10 protein-coding genes are annotated in these 17,690 nt (G+C 48.4%); 9 read left to right on the top strand and 1 reads right to left on the bottom strand.

From position 1 onward, the window contains the following. Nucleotide 1 precedes the first annotated feature (1 nt). The 3 genes from cheD to K6Y21_RS15430 are packed head-to-tail and all read left to right on the top strand — an operon-like array spanning nucleotide 2 to nucleotide 2,567. On the top strand, nucleotides 2–622 hold the full coding sequence (gene cheD / locus K6Y21_RS15440; RefSeq protein ID WP_233072776.1) for a chemoreceptor glutamine deamidase CheD: 621 nt from the start codon (nucleotides 2–4) through the stop codon (nucleotides 620–622). Next, nucleotides 615–1,670, top strand: coding sequence for a protein-glutamate methylesterase/protein-glutamine glutaminase (locus K6Y21_RS15435; protein WP_233072775.1), 1,056 nt, complete (start codon nucleotides 615–617; stop codon nucleotides 1,668–1,670). Before cheD ends, K6Y21_RS15435 begins: the two co-directional genes overlap by 8 nt. 60 nt (nucleotides 1,671–1,730) lie before the next feature. Beyond that, the gene (locus K6Y21_RS15430) at nucleotides 1,731–2,567 is read left to right on the top strand and encodes a class I SAM-dependent methyltransferase (protein ID WP_233072774.1); all 837 of its coding nucleotides are present in this window, start codon (nucleotides 1,731–1,733) and stop codon (nucleotides 2,565–2,567) included. Between the two features lie 9 nt (nucleotides 2,568–2,576). Here K6Y21_RS15430 and K6Y21_RS15425 read toward each other — a convergent pair whose 3' ends face one another. Then, a complete protein-coding gene (locus K6Y21_RS15425) occupies nucleotides 2,577–3,407 on the bottom strand; it encodes an HDOD domain-containing protein (protein ID WP_233072773.1) in 831 nt (276 codons plus the stop codon). A 267-nt stretch (nucleotides 3,408–3,674) separates the two neighbouring features. Here K6Y21_RS15425 and bufA2 point away from each other — a divergent pair, with 267 nt between their 5' ends. The 6 genes from bufA2 (at nucleotide 3,675) to K6Y21_RS15395 (ending at nucleotide 17,530) form a co-directional block, all read left to right on the top strand. Beyond that, nucleotides 3,675–4,127 carry a BufA2 family periplasmic bufferin-type metallophore gene (gene bufA2 / locus K6Y21_RS15420; protein WP_233072772.1) on the top strand — a complete coding sequence of 151 codons (453 nt, stop codon included), beginning with the start codon at nucleotides 3,675–3,677 and terminating at the stop codon, nucleotides 4,125–4,127. Nucleotides 4,128–4,189: 62 nt separating this feature from the next. Beyond that, a complete protein-coding gene (bufB, locus tag K6Y21_RS15415; protein ID WP_233072771.1) occupies nucleotides 4,190–5,071 on the top strand; it encodes an MNIO family bufferin maturase in 882 nt (293 codons plus the stop codon). Further along, the gene (locus K6Y21_RS15410) at nucleotides 5,068–5,856 is read left to right on the top strand and encodes an HvfC/BufC N-terminal domain-containing protein (RefSeq protein WP_233072770.1); all 789 of its coding nucleotides are present in this window, start codon (nucleotides 5,068–5,070) and stop codon (nucleotides 5,854–5,856) included. The genes bufB and K6Y21_RS15410 overlap by 4 nt, the downstream gene beginning before the upstream one ends. Before the next feature lie 394 nt (nucleotides 5,857–6,250). Then, on the top strand, nucleotides 6,251–7,912 hold the full coding sequence (locus tag K6Y21_RS15405) for a carbohydrate-binding protein (protein ID WP_233072769.1): 1,662 nt from the start codon (nucleotides 6,251–6,253) through the stop codon (nucleotides 7,910–7,912). A 146-nt stretch (nucleotides 7,913–8,058) separates the two neighbouring features. Then, nucleotides 8,059–11,430: an ImpA family metalloprotease gene (locus K6Y21_RS15400; RefSeq protein WP_233072768.1), complete on the top strand. Its 3,372-nt coding sequence runs from the start codon at nucleotides 8,059–8,061 to the stop codon at nucleotides 11,428–11,430. 244 nt (nucleotides 11,431–11,674) lie between these two features. Further along, complete coding sequence (locus K6Y21_RS15395) at nucleotides 11,675–17,530, top strand: immunoglobulin-like domain-containing protein (protein WP_233072767.1); 5,856 nt, start codon at nucleotides 11,675–11,677, stop codon at nucleotides 17,528–17,530. The last annotated feature ends 160 nt before the right edge of the window (nucleotides 17,531–17,690 follow it).

Here is a 17,690-nt window from a genome sequence, read left to right as displayed (position 1 = left end):
GATGGTTGCATTTGAAATCAATAACCCACACTTAGCGCCTAATCGTTATTATGATCGCCACTTTGACTGTGATGCGGTGAAAATCTTACCGGGCGAATATTTTGCGACTAAGCAAAATACCCTGATCGTGACCGTATTGGGCTCGTGTGTCGCCGTGTGTTTGCGTGATCCTGTGCTTAATATTGCGGGTATGAACCACTTTTTATTGCCGCAGGATAACAGTCAGCCAGATGATATTTTCTCTGAATCTGGCCGTTATGGTGTGTATGCGATGGAAATTCTGATCAACCATTTGCTGAAATTAGGGGCCCACCGTGATCGTCTCGAAGCCAAAGTATTTGGCGGCGGTAATGTGCTAAAAGGGTTTATGACGGTGAATGTGGGTGAGCGTAATGCCGAGTTTGTGCAAGACTATCTACAAACTGAGCACATTCCTATTCTGGCCAGCGACTTACTTGATGTGTATCCGAGAAAGGTATACTTCTTCCCCGATACGGGGCGGGTGATGGTGAGAAAAATCAAAAATATTCATAATAGCACCATCATGGATCGTGAAAGTGAGTACCGATTAAAACTCAAAGCCAAGCCGGAAAGCGGCGATGTGGAGTTATTCGATGACTGATTCAATAAAAGTATTAGTGGTGGATGATTCTGCACTGATCCGTAGCTTATTAAGTGAAATCATTAACCAAGATCCTGAGCTAGCGTTAGTGGGCGCGGCCCCTGACGCTTACGTCGCTAAAGACATGGTGAACACATATCATCCCGATGTGATCACCTTAGATGTTGAAATGCCCAAGGTCGATGGCCTTACTTTTTTAGACCGATTAATGAAGGCAAGGCCCACCCCGGTGCTGATGGTGTCGAGTTTGACCGAACAAGGAGCCGAAGTGACATTAAAGGCACTCGAGTTGGGCGCAGTGGACTATTTCCCCAAGCCTAAATTAGACATTGCCAGCGGTATTGAGCAATACCGCCATGAGATAGTCGCTAAAATTAAGCAAGTCGCTAAAGCCAATGTGAATAAGCAGCGGCCAAAATTGCTCCCAGCAAAGGCCTGTAAGTTTAAATACAAAACCTCTGAAAAAATCATTGCCATCGGTGCCAGCACAGGTGGCACAGAAGCCTTGATGGTGGTGCTGTCTAGCCTTCCCGTTGACACGCCAGCCATGGTCATCACCCAGCATATGCCGCCCGGATTCACCAACACCTTTGCTAACCGACTCGACGCCAATAGTGCGATCCGAGTGAAAGAAGCCGAAGACGGCGAGCGCTTACTGCCGGGGTGCGCTTACATCGCACCGGGTGACCGGCATTTGTTAGTGGTCAGAAGTGGCGCGGATTATCGAGCTAAACTCCAGGATGGCGAACGCGTCACCGGCCATAAACCGTCCGTAGATGTGATGTTTGGCTCCGTAGCCCAAGCCGTGGGGCAAAACGCTCTCGCGGTTATCCTAACCGGAATGGGCAAAGATGGCGCGACAGGTATGCTCGACATCGCCCATGCTGGCGGCATTACCTTAGCTCAAGATGAAGCCAGTTGCGTGATCTTTGGTATGCCAAGAGCTGCGATAGAAGCCGGTGGCGTGGCTCGCATCGCAGCTTTACAAGATATACCTAATACCATAGTCAACACCATCAACCAGTTGGGCCAAGATTATCGGGTGTAGCCGCTTGATGTGATGGCTGGCAGTTTGTACCATGCGCCTTTTTGAATCTTTGAGAAGCTTATGTTTATCGATCCTAATTGGCGCATCATGGTTGTAGGGGATGGCGATTTTTCGTTTTCAGCTGCCTTGGCGAAAAATTATCAACCGCGACAATTATTGGCCACGATTTACGATAGCCAGGAACAACTTACCGACAAATACGGCGATGGATTTTATCGTCAACTGACTTCCCTTGCCCTGCATCACCCCGTAGCCGTGATGACCCAGTTTGACGTTACTCAGGAGCAAGCTTGGCAGGCTTTGGCAAAGGATTGCAATCAGTTTGATGTGATTATATTTCAATTCCCCTTGGTGCCTGGCTACACCAGCAAGGCAGAATTTGAAGGCAATGGCCGCATCGATAGCAACCTCAGAAACCGCCGTCTATTGCATCAGTTTTTAAAAAATGCCCTTAAATATGGGTTAGATCCACAAGGGGCAGGGCTGATTTATATCAGCTCCAAGGATGTTAAACCCTATAGTGAATGGGACATAGAGCACAGCTTGCACTTAACGACCGAGCTCACTTGCATTGGCAAGGTGCCCTTTGCCTTTACGGATTTCCCCGGCTATCAAATGCGCAATGTTGACCGCGACAAGTTTGTCAAAGATACCGCCAGTTACACCTATATTTGGCGCAGTGTCCACAACACCCAAACCCTTCCGGCGGCGATAGAACAAGCATTAACGCCGCCGCAACCGCGCGAATCATCGCAGAATAGGTGCAACCTGTGCCAAGCGGGGCCGTTTCATTCACAGCAGGAGCAAAACGAGCACCTCGCATCCAAGCGCCATCAAAAATTGCAAGGCTATCAGCAGCGTTGGCTGGACGATCTCGGGTTAACTGATCCCCCTTAAAGCAATTGATTAACGCGATGAGTTAGGCGCTAACTCAATCAATAACTCGTCCAATTGCTCTTGGTTTAAGCTTAACTGCGCTAGCACAAAAGCTTCGCTGGCTTGCCATTCGGTATCGCTGGCGGGTAAACATGCGCGTCTTGCTAGCTTGATGATAGCGAGCAAGGTGAGGCCGAGTTCATTAACAAACTGACTGCCACGCAGGGCCGTTAAGTCATATTGGTGAAAAATCAATTCAATTAACGGCCTTGGCAACTGCCAATTTTTCGCCAGCATCGCGGCGACAGTCGGGTGGGTGGAACCGTAGTAGGCTTTTTCATCATTTAGCAAGCTTTGCCATCCGGTTTGCTCTGCCTTTGGCAGCATGTCGGTCTCATAATTGTCAAACGACAACAGCATCATGGGGATCCCCGCCATATGAAACAGCCCCAACATATAAGCTTGCTCGGTTAATTGAGGCTTGTTGAGCAACTTGGCAACGCGAATACACGTTAGTCCTAATTGATTGGCTTGTTGCCAAAATCGGGTCATGGCTGGGCTAGGTTCAAAGGCATTTTGCAGCGCGATGGCGCGCACTAAGGGCAAGGTGCGGGTTAAACCTAAAATCAATACCGCTTTTTGCGCTGACGTCACCTTGTTACATAGCATGGCTTCGGCTGAATTAACCAGCTGTAAAATCACACTGGATATGGCGATATCTGCAGCAATCAGCTTGCCTATTTTGTTGATATCGGGCTCAGGCTTATCTGCTTCTGCTAATAATTGCATCAAAGTGTCGGGTTGCGGTGGGATAATCAGCCCAGCTAATACTTGTTTTTCTTTCGTGGTTAGGCTGGCCATCTGGGCTCCTTGGTTAATAGCTTGCAAGCAATCAGTGGATATTATTTAAACTTAGTCGATAGGGAAACGTGTGTTTGGATAATTAATTTAATAAAGATGGAAAGTTTTTCTCACTCCCTAAGGTCTATCTTTGTACCTGTGTGTTACAGGAATGTAAATGGTTGGTTTTTGCTTTGTTGATTGGTTAAAGGAAAGGTAAGGCCTGCCATCAGATCTTAGCGTAAGGCCACACTTGGTTAAGCGGGTGTGGAAAATGAGGAAGATAACATGAACAAATCAGCACAAAATGTATTGACGGGCGCCGCCCTTGCGATGGCGATGGCCGGTATGGCGCAAGTGGCTCATGCGGGTAGCACTGACACATCTGCGACATCAACCGATCTGGTGCATTGCTACGGCGTCAATATGTGTGGTGGCCATAATGATTGTAAAACCGCGGACAATGCTTGCGCCGGTAAAGCCAGTTGTAAAGGCCATGGTTTTGTGGCCATGCCAAGCAAAGCCTGTGGTGATGTTGGCGGTGAGATAAAAGATGATTGGAAAGGCGAGGTCAACAAGGCCGAATTAGTGCAGTGTTATGGCGTAAACATGTGTAAAGGCCATAATGATTGTAAAACGGCCGACAATGCTTGTGCCGGTAAAGCCAGCTGTAAAGGCCATGGTTTTGTTAACACGTCAGCTAAATCATGCACTGACATTGGTGGCAAAACCAATAGCTAGTTTATTTGCTTGCCTATCGTGAACTCGCCTAGGCAAGCTAATTCCCTTAGCAAAGGAAATATATGATCAATAACAAGCTCACTGAGGACTTTCTCGGCTTTGGTTTAGGCTTGCGCACGGCGCATTTTGAACACGTTTTGCAGCATCAGCCCAAGGTAGATTGGTTTGAAGTACTATCAGAGAACTTCATGGTGGCAGGGGGCAAGCCCAAATACTATTTGCAGGCCATAGCTGAGCGCTACCCCTTGGTGATGCATGGCGTGTCTATGTCGATTGGCGGTACCGACCCCCTTAATATGGACTATTTAAAAGCGTTAAAAAAACTGGCCAACGAGGTGGAGCCAAAGTGGATCTCCGACCATTTGTGCTGGACCTCGGTACACGGTCAAAATAGCCATGATTTATTGCCCTTACCTTACACCCAAGAGACCATAGATCACGTGGCCAAACGAGTCGCCCAAGTACAAGATTTTCTCGGTCGGCGCATCTTATTGGAGAACGTGTCCAGCTATTTATCCTATCAAGACTCGACCATGGACGAATGGGATTTCTTGAATGCCTTAGCACAGCAAGCTGATTGTCTGATCTTGCTCGACATTAACAATATTTATGTCAGCGCCCGCAACCATGGCTTTGATCCTCTTGAATATCTCAATAAAATTGACCCCAAAAGGGTGCAGCAATTTCATCTAGCGGGTCACAGTGACTATGGCGACTATGTTATCGACACCCATGATCAAGATGTCGTAGAGCCGGTATGGCAGTTGTATCAACAAGCTTTACAACGATTAGGTTTGGTCAGCACCATGATCGAGCGTGACGGCAATATCCCCGAATTCCCCGCCTTGCAGCAAGAGCTAAAGCAAGCTGCCAGGCTGGCGGCCAAGCATTTTCCTAACTTAGTCACGCGCACCTTAACCACGTCAGCCGAGACTAGCTTATGAGCGGATCCTTGCGCCAATTACAACACGCCTTTATGGATTACCTTAATACGGGCTCCGCTTCGGTATTACAGCCACATATAGTTGAGCAAGGCTTGGTCAACGTGGATACGCGCATGGCCATCTATCGAAATGCTTATCGAGTGCGGCTGCGGGAAACCATAGAAACCGACCATGAGGTGCTGGGGATTTATTTAGGTGATGATTTATTCGAGCAAATGGTAGCGGGATATATTGAGCAGCATCCTTCCAAGGTAGTATCACTACGCGATTACTGCGATGACTTACCGCTTTATTTAAGTCAACAAGCGCCTTTTGTGCAATACCCCATTGTTGCCGATATCGCCGCTTTTGAGCGTCGTTTACTCAATGCCTTTGATGCACCCGAGGCGCCTAGATTAAGCTTTACAGATCTACAAAACCTGCCTGCGAGTGCATGGCCTCATTGTCAGCTTAGGTTTCATCCCAGTTTGCAACTCTTTGTGTGTCAAAGTAACGCGGTAGAAGCGTGGCAAAGCATCAAAGCCGAGCAAGCCCCAGCCGAGCCCGATCACAGTGCCCATCGCTACTGGCTGATATGGCGCGGAGCCACGCGATTGACCGAGTTTATCTCCTTGGCGCCATATCAACACGCGCTATTAATCGGCTTCATCCAAGGGCGCAACTTTGCCGAGCAATGTGAATTAATGTTAGCGTATTTTGATGCAGAGGTAGCGCCGCAGCAAGTGCTGAGCGCGCTTCAGGCTTGGTTTGAAATGGGGCTCATATCCCGGTTAGACCCGGCTTGAGTTTCTTCTCGTTAGCCACGGTACTGACGCTCTTTTTGAACCTTTAACTTTCCCTTGAACGGGCTGCTAGCCCGAGCGCCAAAAAAGATAAGTTGATTTGCTTTGATGCTTAACTTATCAACAAACGCTTCTTCTATCACTGCCAAATAACACCTTGTTATAAAACGCTAAATGCATCACATGCCAGGTAAATTGAAATGGGTTTAAATGTAAAATAAATGTTACATTTTTGGCTTGAATTGGTCATCGCTAAGTCTTTCACGAGATAACCTTTGGTGGCGAATTCTGATGTGACTGAAAAAGTTGAACTTACTCGGTTATATAAAAAACAATCGCCTATATTGATGGGCGAAATATAAAAAGCAAACACAATAGTATGATCAAGGATGTAAAAATGAGTATAAAAATGGCGCTGTCTGCCAGTTTATTAGCCTTATCTGTTTCAACCGCCTTTGCCGATGAGCCGTTGCAACTAAGTAGTTATGATGACTTTCACTTTAATGGTCAATTAACCATACCGTATCGTGAGTTTAGTAACACGCTGCAATACCTAGAAGGATTAAATCTGGGCGAGCAACCGGCATCTCAGTACTTGCCCGGGCCGTGGGAGGCGAATCTCCCAAATGAAGCTGATGCAGGCTTATCTGAGTTTGAGCAAGCCCTAACAGCCGCTTACTTAGATAATGTGAATGATCTGGTATTAACGCGATATTTGGCCTTGTATCACTTGTCTGCGTATCTAAACGAACAGGAGCTGACTATTACGGCGGTTAAGCGAAATATTTTAGCGCAATATTATCTGTCCCGAGTGATGGAGTTATCAGAGCAGCAAGTTGAGTGGGCGGAGCAGGCTCGTGCCATTATCGCCGCTAAACTGCATCATCATGTTGTCGAGGCAGGCCCTTTTACCACTCAAGCCTCAGCTTCTCATGAGGAGTTTATTACTAGCTTCAACTATGTTGAAGCTAACCGCTATCAGGCGATTGACTCACTATTTACAGACTTTATTGCTGCGCCCAACAATGCCATGACGGTAGCGTATTTAACGGCGGCCAATATCTGGGCGGGCGGTGAAGCCAATTATGATGATCCTGCAATCTTACAAGGCTTTATTTTCAGTAGCTACTTTGCCAGTTTGTCGCTCTACATGGCCGAGGATTTAGAGCAGCGCTGGAATGTGGATCCGATTAATCATCAACGTTTAAGGTTAGCACCGATTTTGGGGGGGTGGTCGATTCCGGCAAGGCGTTGGCTAGCTAAATTACATGGTGATGACATGGCCGTTGAGACATTAGATCAAGAGCATAATATTTGGCTTGAGCATAACGCGGCGTTTCACAGTGCCAGTGTTGGCTTAATGTATTTTGATGAGCCTGAGCATGTATTAGCGGGGTGGCAGGCTTGGTATGCTGGTTTTGTTCATTGCCAAGAGGTGGCAGGCCTTCGCTCATGTCCCGATGGACCAAGAATGTCCTTTAATCAAATTGGTTTCACCTTAGGCGCCATTGATTACCTGATTAAGTTAGGGGATTTTAACACTGCGAATATGTTTTTATCTTGGAAATATGCGCCGTTTCTGGGCTTTGACTTATGGGACTTAGGCAAAGAGGCGTGGGATTACCGCATCAATAATATGGATGAGATGTTTGCCCTCTACAACAATGCCGATCCCAGCGATGACCCGGTGAACTTTTTATCCAAGCAACATAAATGGGGGCCAGACACCATCACTTGTCAGGCTTGTCATCAAGCGCAATCGAGGCAATGGAGTGAGGAAGAAAAAGCCAAGGTGACGCTACCTCATGAAAGCGTGGCCTCTTTAGGCAATTGGCCGAAAATGACCACCAGTTGGTACGCCTCTTCTAGCGATAACTCGGGTAACTGTGATGGTGTGGCTACGTGGCAGGCTGAGACAGTATACAAGCGTGGCGAGCTAGTCATCGCACAAGCGGGTAAATATCGCGCTAAATGGTGGACGCAGGCATCTGAGCCGCTTCATGCTGGTCCTTGGGGCGATTGGGAGTTTGTCGCCTTTTGTGCGTCGGGCGGCCGCTAAACTGTACCTAGGGAGCCTAGGGCTCTAGGCTCCTGTCTTTTTCCCTTCTCCGTGACGTCTCTCGCAGCTTTTTATTCTCTAGCTGACAAATCTATTCTCAATAACATATAGTCGCGCTTTTAATGCAAAAGTATTAGGTGGCTGTTGTGAGTTGGAATCATCTGCTAAAAATGAGTGCGTGTTCTATCGCATTATTAGGGCTAACAGCATGTGGCGGTGGTTCGGGTGGCAGTGATTCAGATAATGGCACTGAGGGTGGTGGAGAGCTGGCTCCTAGCATAGCGCCAAGTGTTCCACCGAGTGTTCCACCGAGTGTTCCACCGAGTGTTCCACCGAGTGTTCCACCGAGTATTACGCCGAGTGTTCCACCGAGTATTACGCCAAGCAATGCGCCAACGGCTGAGCCCTTACCTTCAGTTGCTATTACCACGCGCGTCAGTAACGGTGGTCAAATTACCCCAACTCAAGTTGAAATCACCCAAGGCAGCACGGCAGCCTTTAGTATACAAGCCGAGCCGAGCTATCAATTGCATCAGGTAACAGGCTGTGACGGCGAGCTTAGCGGCAATCAATATCAGGTAACGGCGGCGCAAGCTTGTACTATTCAAGTGGAATTTATCGCCAATGCCGAGCTTGCCTTGGCGCGCGGCGATCATAGTTTGGCATCTGAAGCCGAGCTACTCAGCTTTGCTCAGCAGCAAATCAGTCAATTACAACAAACCCAACAGGCCCGTTTAACTCAATTTTTTAGTGGTATTGATGCGCCGCTGACTTGGTATCCCAGCCACGACAGCATCACCTTTAGTGTGGTTGACCCTAGCCAAAGCACTCTCGTATTACGAGCCAATCAAACGGGCAGCGGCGCGCCCTCACAAGCTGGGTTAATTGCGATTGGTGAGCAAAACCAACATAGATACAGCGCCATGGCGGCGAATCTGTTTTCGGTCAATACCAATGGCCAAACCGACCAGTTGCTGCGCAATTTACTCAGCTGGTTAACCCAGCGCGATGTTAGCAAAGACCCTATTAAGCTAGTGACTAGCCATGTGTCCTCGCGCGCCGACAGTTGGTACTTTCCTCATAATGAAGGGATCCGCAGTTGGCTCGATCTAAACATGAGCGAGCGCTATCAAATCAATGTTAGCAACAGTTGTGATTATGAAGCCTTATTGGATTGTATTAACCAGCAAGGCGTTGATCTGATCATCTTAAGTGATATTGACCGCGAAGGGCGTGGCAATGAGGCGATCGAGTCTGCCATCAGCTTTGCTAAAACCAACAAGATCCCGCTGCTGGTGATTAACTATCGCCGTGAGGCGAGTGCCATGAGCGCCGATCTTTATCGCTATATGGCGCTGCAAACCCGTGGTAACTATTGGTCTAAGCATCAGGTGGTCGATGCCTTACCAGAGGATTTAGTGAAAGAAGATGCCGATCTCACCAGTGTCGCTCGTTTACTCAGTCAATATCAGCAAGGCACGGTCGCCACAGATGCCGTGCTGGGCTGTAACACTAACTACATCAACTGCTCTGATAGCGCTTTTGTGAGCGCCTTTAAAGCGGCGGCGGATTGGTTTCGCGCCGGCGCCATCGCCGTGGATACGTGGGGCATCGATGTGTTTAAAGGCGCCTCTAGCAATCAATATCGTTTGCTTAAAACCGGGCTATTACTGGCCGACAAATACCGCCAGCAAATTGATTACCCGATTACCTTGAGCGAGCCGCAAGCCTTTGCCAAGGCCATGCTGGCCGATTGGGCGGTAAGTTATGCCCGCGCTAACAATTTAGCTCAGCCCGATTTAGGCCAATATGTGGTGGATAAAAGCCAAGTACAAAAGGGCAGTATGAGCCATTACGCTTATCCCGCCACCGCCGAGCAAACCCAGTGGATTGAGGTGCCTTATTCAGGTCAGTGGACTACCACAGGCTGGTACGCACTGCCGGGCCAAACCATTACCTTAACTCGATTAGATAACAGTCTGGCTAAGGTTAAGATCAAGCTGAACTATCACAGACCTAACACCAATCGGGTGTTTAGCGGCGCCAATTATTACTCGCCGTTAGAGCTAGCGCAGTCGCGTTTATCATTAGCTGCCGGCAACAGCACAACCTTTAGCAGCCCCTATGGCGGGCCGATTTACTTGTATATCCAAGATGGCGATGCGCCATATCGGGTCAATGTGAAGGCCCAAGGAATTGGCTTTCATCCGGCTATTTTAGATGCCAGTGATGAGGCGCAAATTGCTCGATTCAATCAACTACTTGAAACCACCGAGCTGCCCCATGTGGATTTGCGCAGTGAGGGAGCCGAGCAGCATTTACGCCGCGATAAATTTATCGGCGGCATCAATGACAGCACGCCCGATGTGACTGCCTTACTCACCTCGGTGCGTGACGATCATATCGGCGCAGTTTACACCTTGGCAGGCTTTAAGGTGCAAGGTAAAACTCTAGCGCAGTCTTTGCCCGCCGATGTACTGGCCGGCTGCTCTGGCCTGTTTGGTGAAGAGGCTTGTGTTGATAGCGCCTTGCATACCCGCCAATTAATCCAACATGCCAACTATGACCAAAATGCCCATTGCGGCGCGGGCTGTAGCGGCAATCCTTGGGACGCGGCATGGAATATCTCCCCCACCGGCTGGGGCGATAATCACGAGCTTGGCCATAACCTGCAAACCAATAAACTCAACGTGCAATACGCCGCCGCAGCGGGGCGCAATGATTGGTCGCAATATGGTTCGCGGGCGGGAGAGAACTCCAATAATATCTTCCCTTACTTTGTGAAATGGCGCGCCCATTACCAGCGTGATCTGCAAACCAGCACGATCACCGATGGCCACATGAATCATAAAGACTTGTTTTATGTGTTTATGTCCGACGCCTTGGCGCTGAAAAATAGCCAAAATGAGCGAGTGGTATTGAGCAGTCGTTGTCATGCTCTTGACAGCGGCGATCGTTTTGAAGGGCCTTGGGCCAGCAATGCCTATGCCACCCACAACGGTTATCGTATGGCGTTTTATATTCAATTGGCGCTGCAAAACCATAAAGCCACCCTGCGTAATGGCACGGTATTAGACAATGGTTTTCATCTATTTACCTTGCTCTATCAATACAGTCGCATCTTTGCCGATGCTGCACGCAGCCAAGCGCTGTGGGACGCGCAAAAAGCCAGCTTAGGTTTTGCCAACTTTGCTTTCTCGGGTGAAGCAACCTATGGCGGGCGCAATGTCTCGGGCATTCCCGGCAACGATTTTATGCTGGTGGCGCTCAGTCACCTTACGGCCAAAAACTGGCAGCCTTACTTTGATATGTTTGGCCTGCGTTACTCCGATTTGGCCGCCACCCAAGCCAGTGCGAATGCCACGAAAGGCAATGTCACCGCGGGCATGGTTGTGCTTGAAACCGACTTGCCACCGGCTAACATGAGCGAGGGCTTAGACTTTATTGCGCTGGATCTGACAAAACCAGACCTGCGCTGGCCAAGGGATAACAGCTCGCCTGCGGATTGTGGGTTGTGATAAGCGAGTTTGAATCGCGGTTTCATCATTTAACTGAGACTTTCGGTTTGTAGAAATGCAAACCGCATTACCCATTAACGTACTATGCAAGTTAACCTACGCATCGGTGGTGGTTTAGCCTAATTAATCAATGCTATAGGTGTTTCCTAGGCATAATTACAGATTTGTGTAATTGCGCGAAATTTCCATTTTTAGTCCTATATAACCTTATATGTTTTAACATGGTTAAATAGGAACTTAACGAATGAAGTTATTTCAGGGGCTCATTTCAAGTATTGCCGTCATTTCATTGCTAGCATGTAGTGATGGAGATCTAGCCTCTAATCAGGGGGGAGAAGATGTAGTTGAGCCCGTCAAAACAACGGTCGTTATCATCGATGGTGATGAGGTTATTCAAAAAAAATTTGGTGATGAGAGCTTTAAGCTAACCATTTCAGATAGAAATGATGGTGAGATGACTTATTTCTCAAGTAACCCAAAAGTTGCAACAGTAGACAGCCAAGGCAAGGTCACCATAGTGGGTGCAGGCAAGGCCGTTATCACTGTCACCGAGGCTGGCTCGGCCAATTACGCGGGGCAAACGGCGAAGGTATCATTGAATATCGATAAAGCGCCCGGTGAAACGCTTAAGATAAGTGGTAAAGCCTTAATAAATAAGCGTTATGGCGATGCGCCATTTAATGTTGCGGTCAGCGGCGGTAACAAAGGAGCCATACGCTATCAATCCAGTGACCCAAAAATTGCAACAGTGGATAGCCAAGGTAAAGTAACCATAGTGGGTGCAGGCAAGGCCGTTATCACAGTGACCGAGGCTGACTCGGCCAATTACGTGGGGCAAACGGCGAAGGTGGCATTGAATATCGCTAAAGCGGCCGGTGGAACGCTTAAGATAAGTGGTAAAACCGCTATCAATAAGCGTTATGGCGATGCACCATTTAGTGTTGCGGTAAGCGGCGGTAACAAGGGCGCCATTCGCTATCAATCCAGTGACCCAAAAGTGGCAACAGTAGACGCTCAAGGCAAGGTAACCATAGTGGGGGCTGGCAAGGCTGTAATCACTGTCTCCGAGGCCGACTCGGCCAATTACGTGGGGCAAACGGCGAAGGTGGCATTGAATATCGCTAAAGCCCCCGGTGAAACGCTTAAGATAAGTGGTAAAACCGCTATCAATAAGCGTTATGGCGATGCACCATTTAGTGTTGCGGTAAGCGGTGGTAACAAGGGCGCTATTCGCTATCAATCCAGTGATCCAAAAGTGGCAACAGTAGACGCTCAAGGCAAGGTAACCATAGTGGGTGCTGGCAAGGCTGTTATCACTGTCACCGAGGCCGACTCGTTAAACTACGTGGGGAAAACGGCAAAGGTGGCATTGAATATCGCTAAAGCGGCCGGTGGAACGCTTAAGATAAAGAGTAAATCCCCTATTAGTAAGCGTTATGGCGATAAGCCATTTAATGTTGCGGTAAGCGGCGGTAACAAAGGTGCCATTCGCTATCAATCCAGTGACCCAAAAGTGGCAACAGTAGACGCTCAAGGTAAGGTAACCATAGTGGGGGCTGGCAAGGCTGTAATCACTGTCTCCGAGGCCGACTCGTTAAACTACGTGGGGCAAACGGCAAAGGTGGCATTGAATATCGCTAAAGCGGCCGGTGGAACGCTTAAGATAAAGAGTAAATCCACTATCAGTAAGCGTTATGGCGATAAGCCATTTAGTGTTGCGGTAAGCGGCGGTAACAAAGGCGTCATTCGCTATCAATCCAGCGATCCAAAAGTGGCTAAAGTAGACGCTCAAGGTAAGGTAACCATAGTGGGTGCAGGTAGCGCCAAAATCACGGTACAAGAAGCAGCGTCCGATAATTACAAAGCCCAAAGCGCCAGCTTTACCCTGACAGTAGAAAAAGCAGTGGGTGAAGCCTTAGATGCAGGTTTGAAGGCTAACAAGGTATTTGGCGATGAACCCTTTACACAAGCCGTTTCCGGCGGAAACGGAGGGGACATAACTTATACATCCAGTGACCCCAACGTTGCCACAGTGGCTGCCACTGGAATGATAAGCATAGTGGGGGTCGGTAGCGCAAAAATCACAGTTCAAGAAGCGACGTCGGATAACTATAAGGCACAAAGCGCCAGCTTTATGCTTACTGTGGAAAAAGGAACAGGAAAAGCGCTGAATATAGGTAAAGATGTGGTCAAAAATATTGATGAGCAGAGCTTTTCAGTCGCTGCTGGAGGAAATGGGGGGACTATTACCTACACATCTAGCAACCTGGATATAGCCAGTGTTGATGCTAATGGATTGGTTTCATTGGTCGGCCTTGGTATGACTACCATAACTGTGACCGAAGCAGCGTCCAATAATTATAAGGCTCAAAGTGAGAGTTTCGTCCTTACTGTTGATAAAGAAGGTGAGCACGCAGTTACCAGTATTAGCAGTGCTCATGAAGCCTATGCTGCACTGCGTCAGGATGGCTCCGTTGTAGCTTGGGGCAGCGAGGAGCATGGCGGAAAAATGCTCTCCAATGGCAGTGATGTCAGTGCCCAGCTAAATGGCAAAAACCCTGTCATCAGTATTCAAAGTAACAAATCCGCCTTTGCCGCTGTGCGTGAAGATGGTTCTGTGGTTACTTGGGGAAAAAACGAGTTTGGAGGGACTTTAGCACCCGTTCGTTACGACTTGACTCCTGATGGCGAAGAGCGAACCTGGTATGAGTCCCCAGACCTTACGCAAGAGCTCAACGGTGATATCGGTGTCGTTGATATTGTCGGGAGTTACGGCGCTTTCGCTGCACTTCGACGGGATGGGTCTGTCATTGCCTGGGGGAATCCAGCACATGGTGGACGAATTCCAACCGAAGTTGTTGCCAAATTAAATGGGGAGAACCCGGTTAAGCATATTTACACAAATGGTTATAGCGGCTCGTTTGCAGCTGTTCGTTTGGATGGTTCAGTGATCACTTGGGGGGCAATTGTCGAAGACGTGCCCAAGCCTGAGTCCAGCGAGATACTGGATATATATAGCAATGCAAATAGTTTTGCTGCGCTACTTAAGAATGGCCGGGTGATCTCATGGGGACATCAGTATTTGGGAGGAACGTTGTATCCATACCCCAAACAGACAGGGGAGCAGCTATATAATATTCGCCATGTTGTGAGTAACTTACTAGGCTATGCGGCGTTGCGCGAAGATGGCGTGGCTGTGGCCTGGGGACTTTCTCAGCCCGGCACACTTATTTCAAGCGGGTTGGCTAATGTTGATCGGTTAAAAGGTGACAACCCCATTAGCAAAATTGTCCAATTTGATGGCTTCTTCTTTGCGGCCCAGCGCCAAGATGGCTCTGTTGTTATTTGGGGAGATGAAACCATGCAAGGAGCGCCGCGGCTAAAGGAGCAAAGCATCAGTGAAAAAGTCGAGCGAAATAGCCCCATGGTACAGTCGACCTTTAATGGTGACGGTTATGCGTGGCTTTATGAGGATGGCTCTGTTGCGACCTTTCCTAGAGAAGAAGGCGCATCGGGCTATGATGAAAATGCCATATCTGAGCTAAACGGGGATATTCCTGTCGTCTACATTACCCAAAATGGCGGGGCATTTGCAGCCTTGCGTCAGGATGGCTCAGTCGTCACTTGGGGCGACGCGGAACACGGTGGGGTCAAAGATATTGAGGTAAGCAGCAAACTGGATGGCAGTAACCCAATAACAAGTATTTATTCAAACCAATATTCTTTTGCAGCGTTGCGCCAAGACGGCTCAGTGGTAACTTGGGGCAACCCAGACAAGGGCGGTGATAGTGCTGCTGTAGCCAGTCAAATTGCGGGTGGGTATTTAGACAAGAGTACAAGCTTAGATACGGATAGAGATGGCATCAGTAATATCGATGAGCGACGTGGGTGTAGCGTGCCTTACACCCAGATAGGCCAATTACCTTGCCTTAGCGCCGGACACAGAGATAGTGATGGTGATGGCGTATTTGACGGGTTAGAGCAGAAAAGTGATATGTTTAATCCGCTAAAAGCCAGCAGCAAAGATCGGAGTCAAGATGTGAACCAAGACGGTTATCCCGATCATTGGGTTTTACCTCAACAGGCTTTGGCAATGACCAGTGAGCTTCAGGCGCTTCCTGATGTCAATAAAGTTTTGGGTGACGACCCCTTCCCTGTGGAAGTGGGGGAGGCAAACAAAGCTGAATTATCATACGTCTCCAGTGATACAAGTGTTGCCACTGTGGACAGTAATGGTTTAGTAACACTTATGGCAGTGGGAACTTCGGTCATTTCTGTCATTCAGGCCGACTCCGGAAAAAGTAATATGCAAAAAGTGAGCTTTCTTCTGTCAGTGGAAAAGGCACACGGACAAAAACAAAACGCAGTAAGCAGCTTGATGTCTAATAAAGCCTCGTATGCTGCGCTTCGTCAGGATGGTTCTGTGGTCACCTGGGGAGAACCTAAATACGGCGGCACAATGATTTCAAACGGAGTTGATGTCAGCGAACAACTGAATGGGTTCAATCCAGTTAAAAAGCTTATCAGTACTAATCTTGCGTTTGCAGCGCTTCGTAAAGACGGCTCTGTGGTGGCTTGGGGGTATCAAGCATGGGGGGGCGCCTTAGTTTCAGATGGAGAGGACGTCAGCGCCAAAGTCACTGACGACTCAAACCCTGTGATAGATATTTTTGGCAGCATTAGTAGCTTTGCGGCTTTACGCCGAGATGGCTCTGTTGTCACTTGGGGAGATTCAGCAACCGGGGGGACAATGACGTCAAACGGGGCCGATGTCAGCGGAGAGTTAGATGGCGTTGCCTTAGATGTACTGCATATCTACAGTAACGATTACTCCTTTGCTGCCCTACGCCAGGACGGTTCAGTTGTTACCTGGGGTGACGCGCAATATGGCGGTGACTCATCCCAAATTCAAAACCAGTTGGATAATCCAATAGTAAATATCTACACCACACACAAATCTTATGCTGCGCTGTTTAAAGATGGCTCTGTGCAGACATGGGGAGACCCTGTATTTGGCGGCGCCATGCGAAATACAAATGGCAATGATATAAGTAACCAGTTGAACGGAGATATCAAGGTGACAAAAATTTATAGTCATTTGACTAGTTTTGCAGCTGTTCGAGAAGATGGCTCCGTGGTTAGCTGGGGGGACGATTATACTGGCGGAGAAATGCGCTCAAATGGTGTCGATGTAAGCGAAGAACTAAACGGGGATATCAAAGTGGATACCATATTCGGTAATGATAATGCTTTTGCTGCTCTTCGTGAAGATGGCTCTGTGGTTACCTGGGGAGAGGCCGAGAAGGGAGGAGTGATGACATCAAATGAAGTTGATGTGAGTGACCAACTAGATGGGCGAAACAGGGTTGTAACTATTTTTGGCAACTACCACGCCTTTGCTGCTTTGCGCGAAGATGGTTCCGTTATTACATGGGGGAGCGAAGTGGGAGGTGGAAATTTAGAGGCGTATTCTTACAATACAACTCCTGATTGGAATAATCCGCACTGGGTTGAGCGTCCATCAGTGTCTAGTCAGCTCGATGGCAGCATTCCTGTCGTATATATTTACAGTACTTGGGAAGCGTTTGCTGCGTTGCGCAAAGATGGTTCAGTGGTCACTTGGGGCGGGCCATTTAGTGGTGGGCAGGCAACTTCAAATCGCATCGACGTCAGTAAAAAACTCAATGGTGACATTCCAGTTATCCATATTAGCAGCAATAATCATTCCTTTGCCGCGCTGCGCCAAGATGGCTCTGTTGTTACCTGGGGAGAGGATATTCGTGGGGGCAACAGTGAACCCGTATCCAGTCTGATAGCTGGAGGGCATGTTAGCGAAGTCCCAGCTCTGGATACTGATGATGACGGGATCAGCAATATTGACGAGTTGGCAAGCTGCACTGTGCCTTTCCTTGAACTAGGGCAACGGGCTTGCCTGAGCGCAGGAAACCGAGATACCGATGGTGACGGCATTTATGATAAGTTTGAAAAGGACTACATGCTCAACCCATTAAAAGCCAGCTCTGCGGAACAAAACAATGATGTGAATGGAGATGGTTTCCCCGACCACTGGGTCGGACCTCAGTTCAGCATTGCCTTATGAAACGAAAATATCGTCAGCTTTTTCCCTAATAACCATTGCAAACAAGCCCTTTAGGGGCTTGTTTGCGGCCTGCTGCCACCAGTGAAGATTGCAGCTTAAATTCTACAAAAAGACGCAGTTTTAGATTGGGAGGATTACCGAGTAAAATTGCTTGAAAAAT

The sequence above is a fragment of the Motilimonas eburnea genome, assembly GCF_021295345.1.
GTDB classification, from domain to species: Bacteria; Pseudomonadota; Gammaproteobacteria; order Enterobacterales; family CBDFNC01; genus Motilimonas; species Motilimonas eburnea.
Note: the sequence above shows the minus strand (reverse complement) of the source record. Positions and strands in the feature narration are given on the sequence as shown.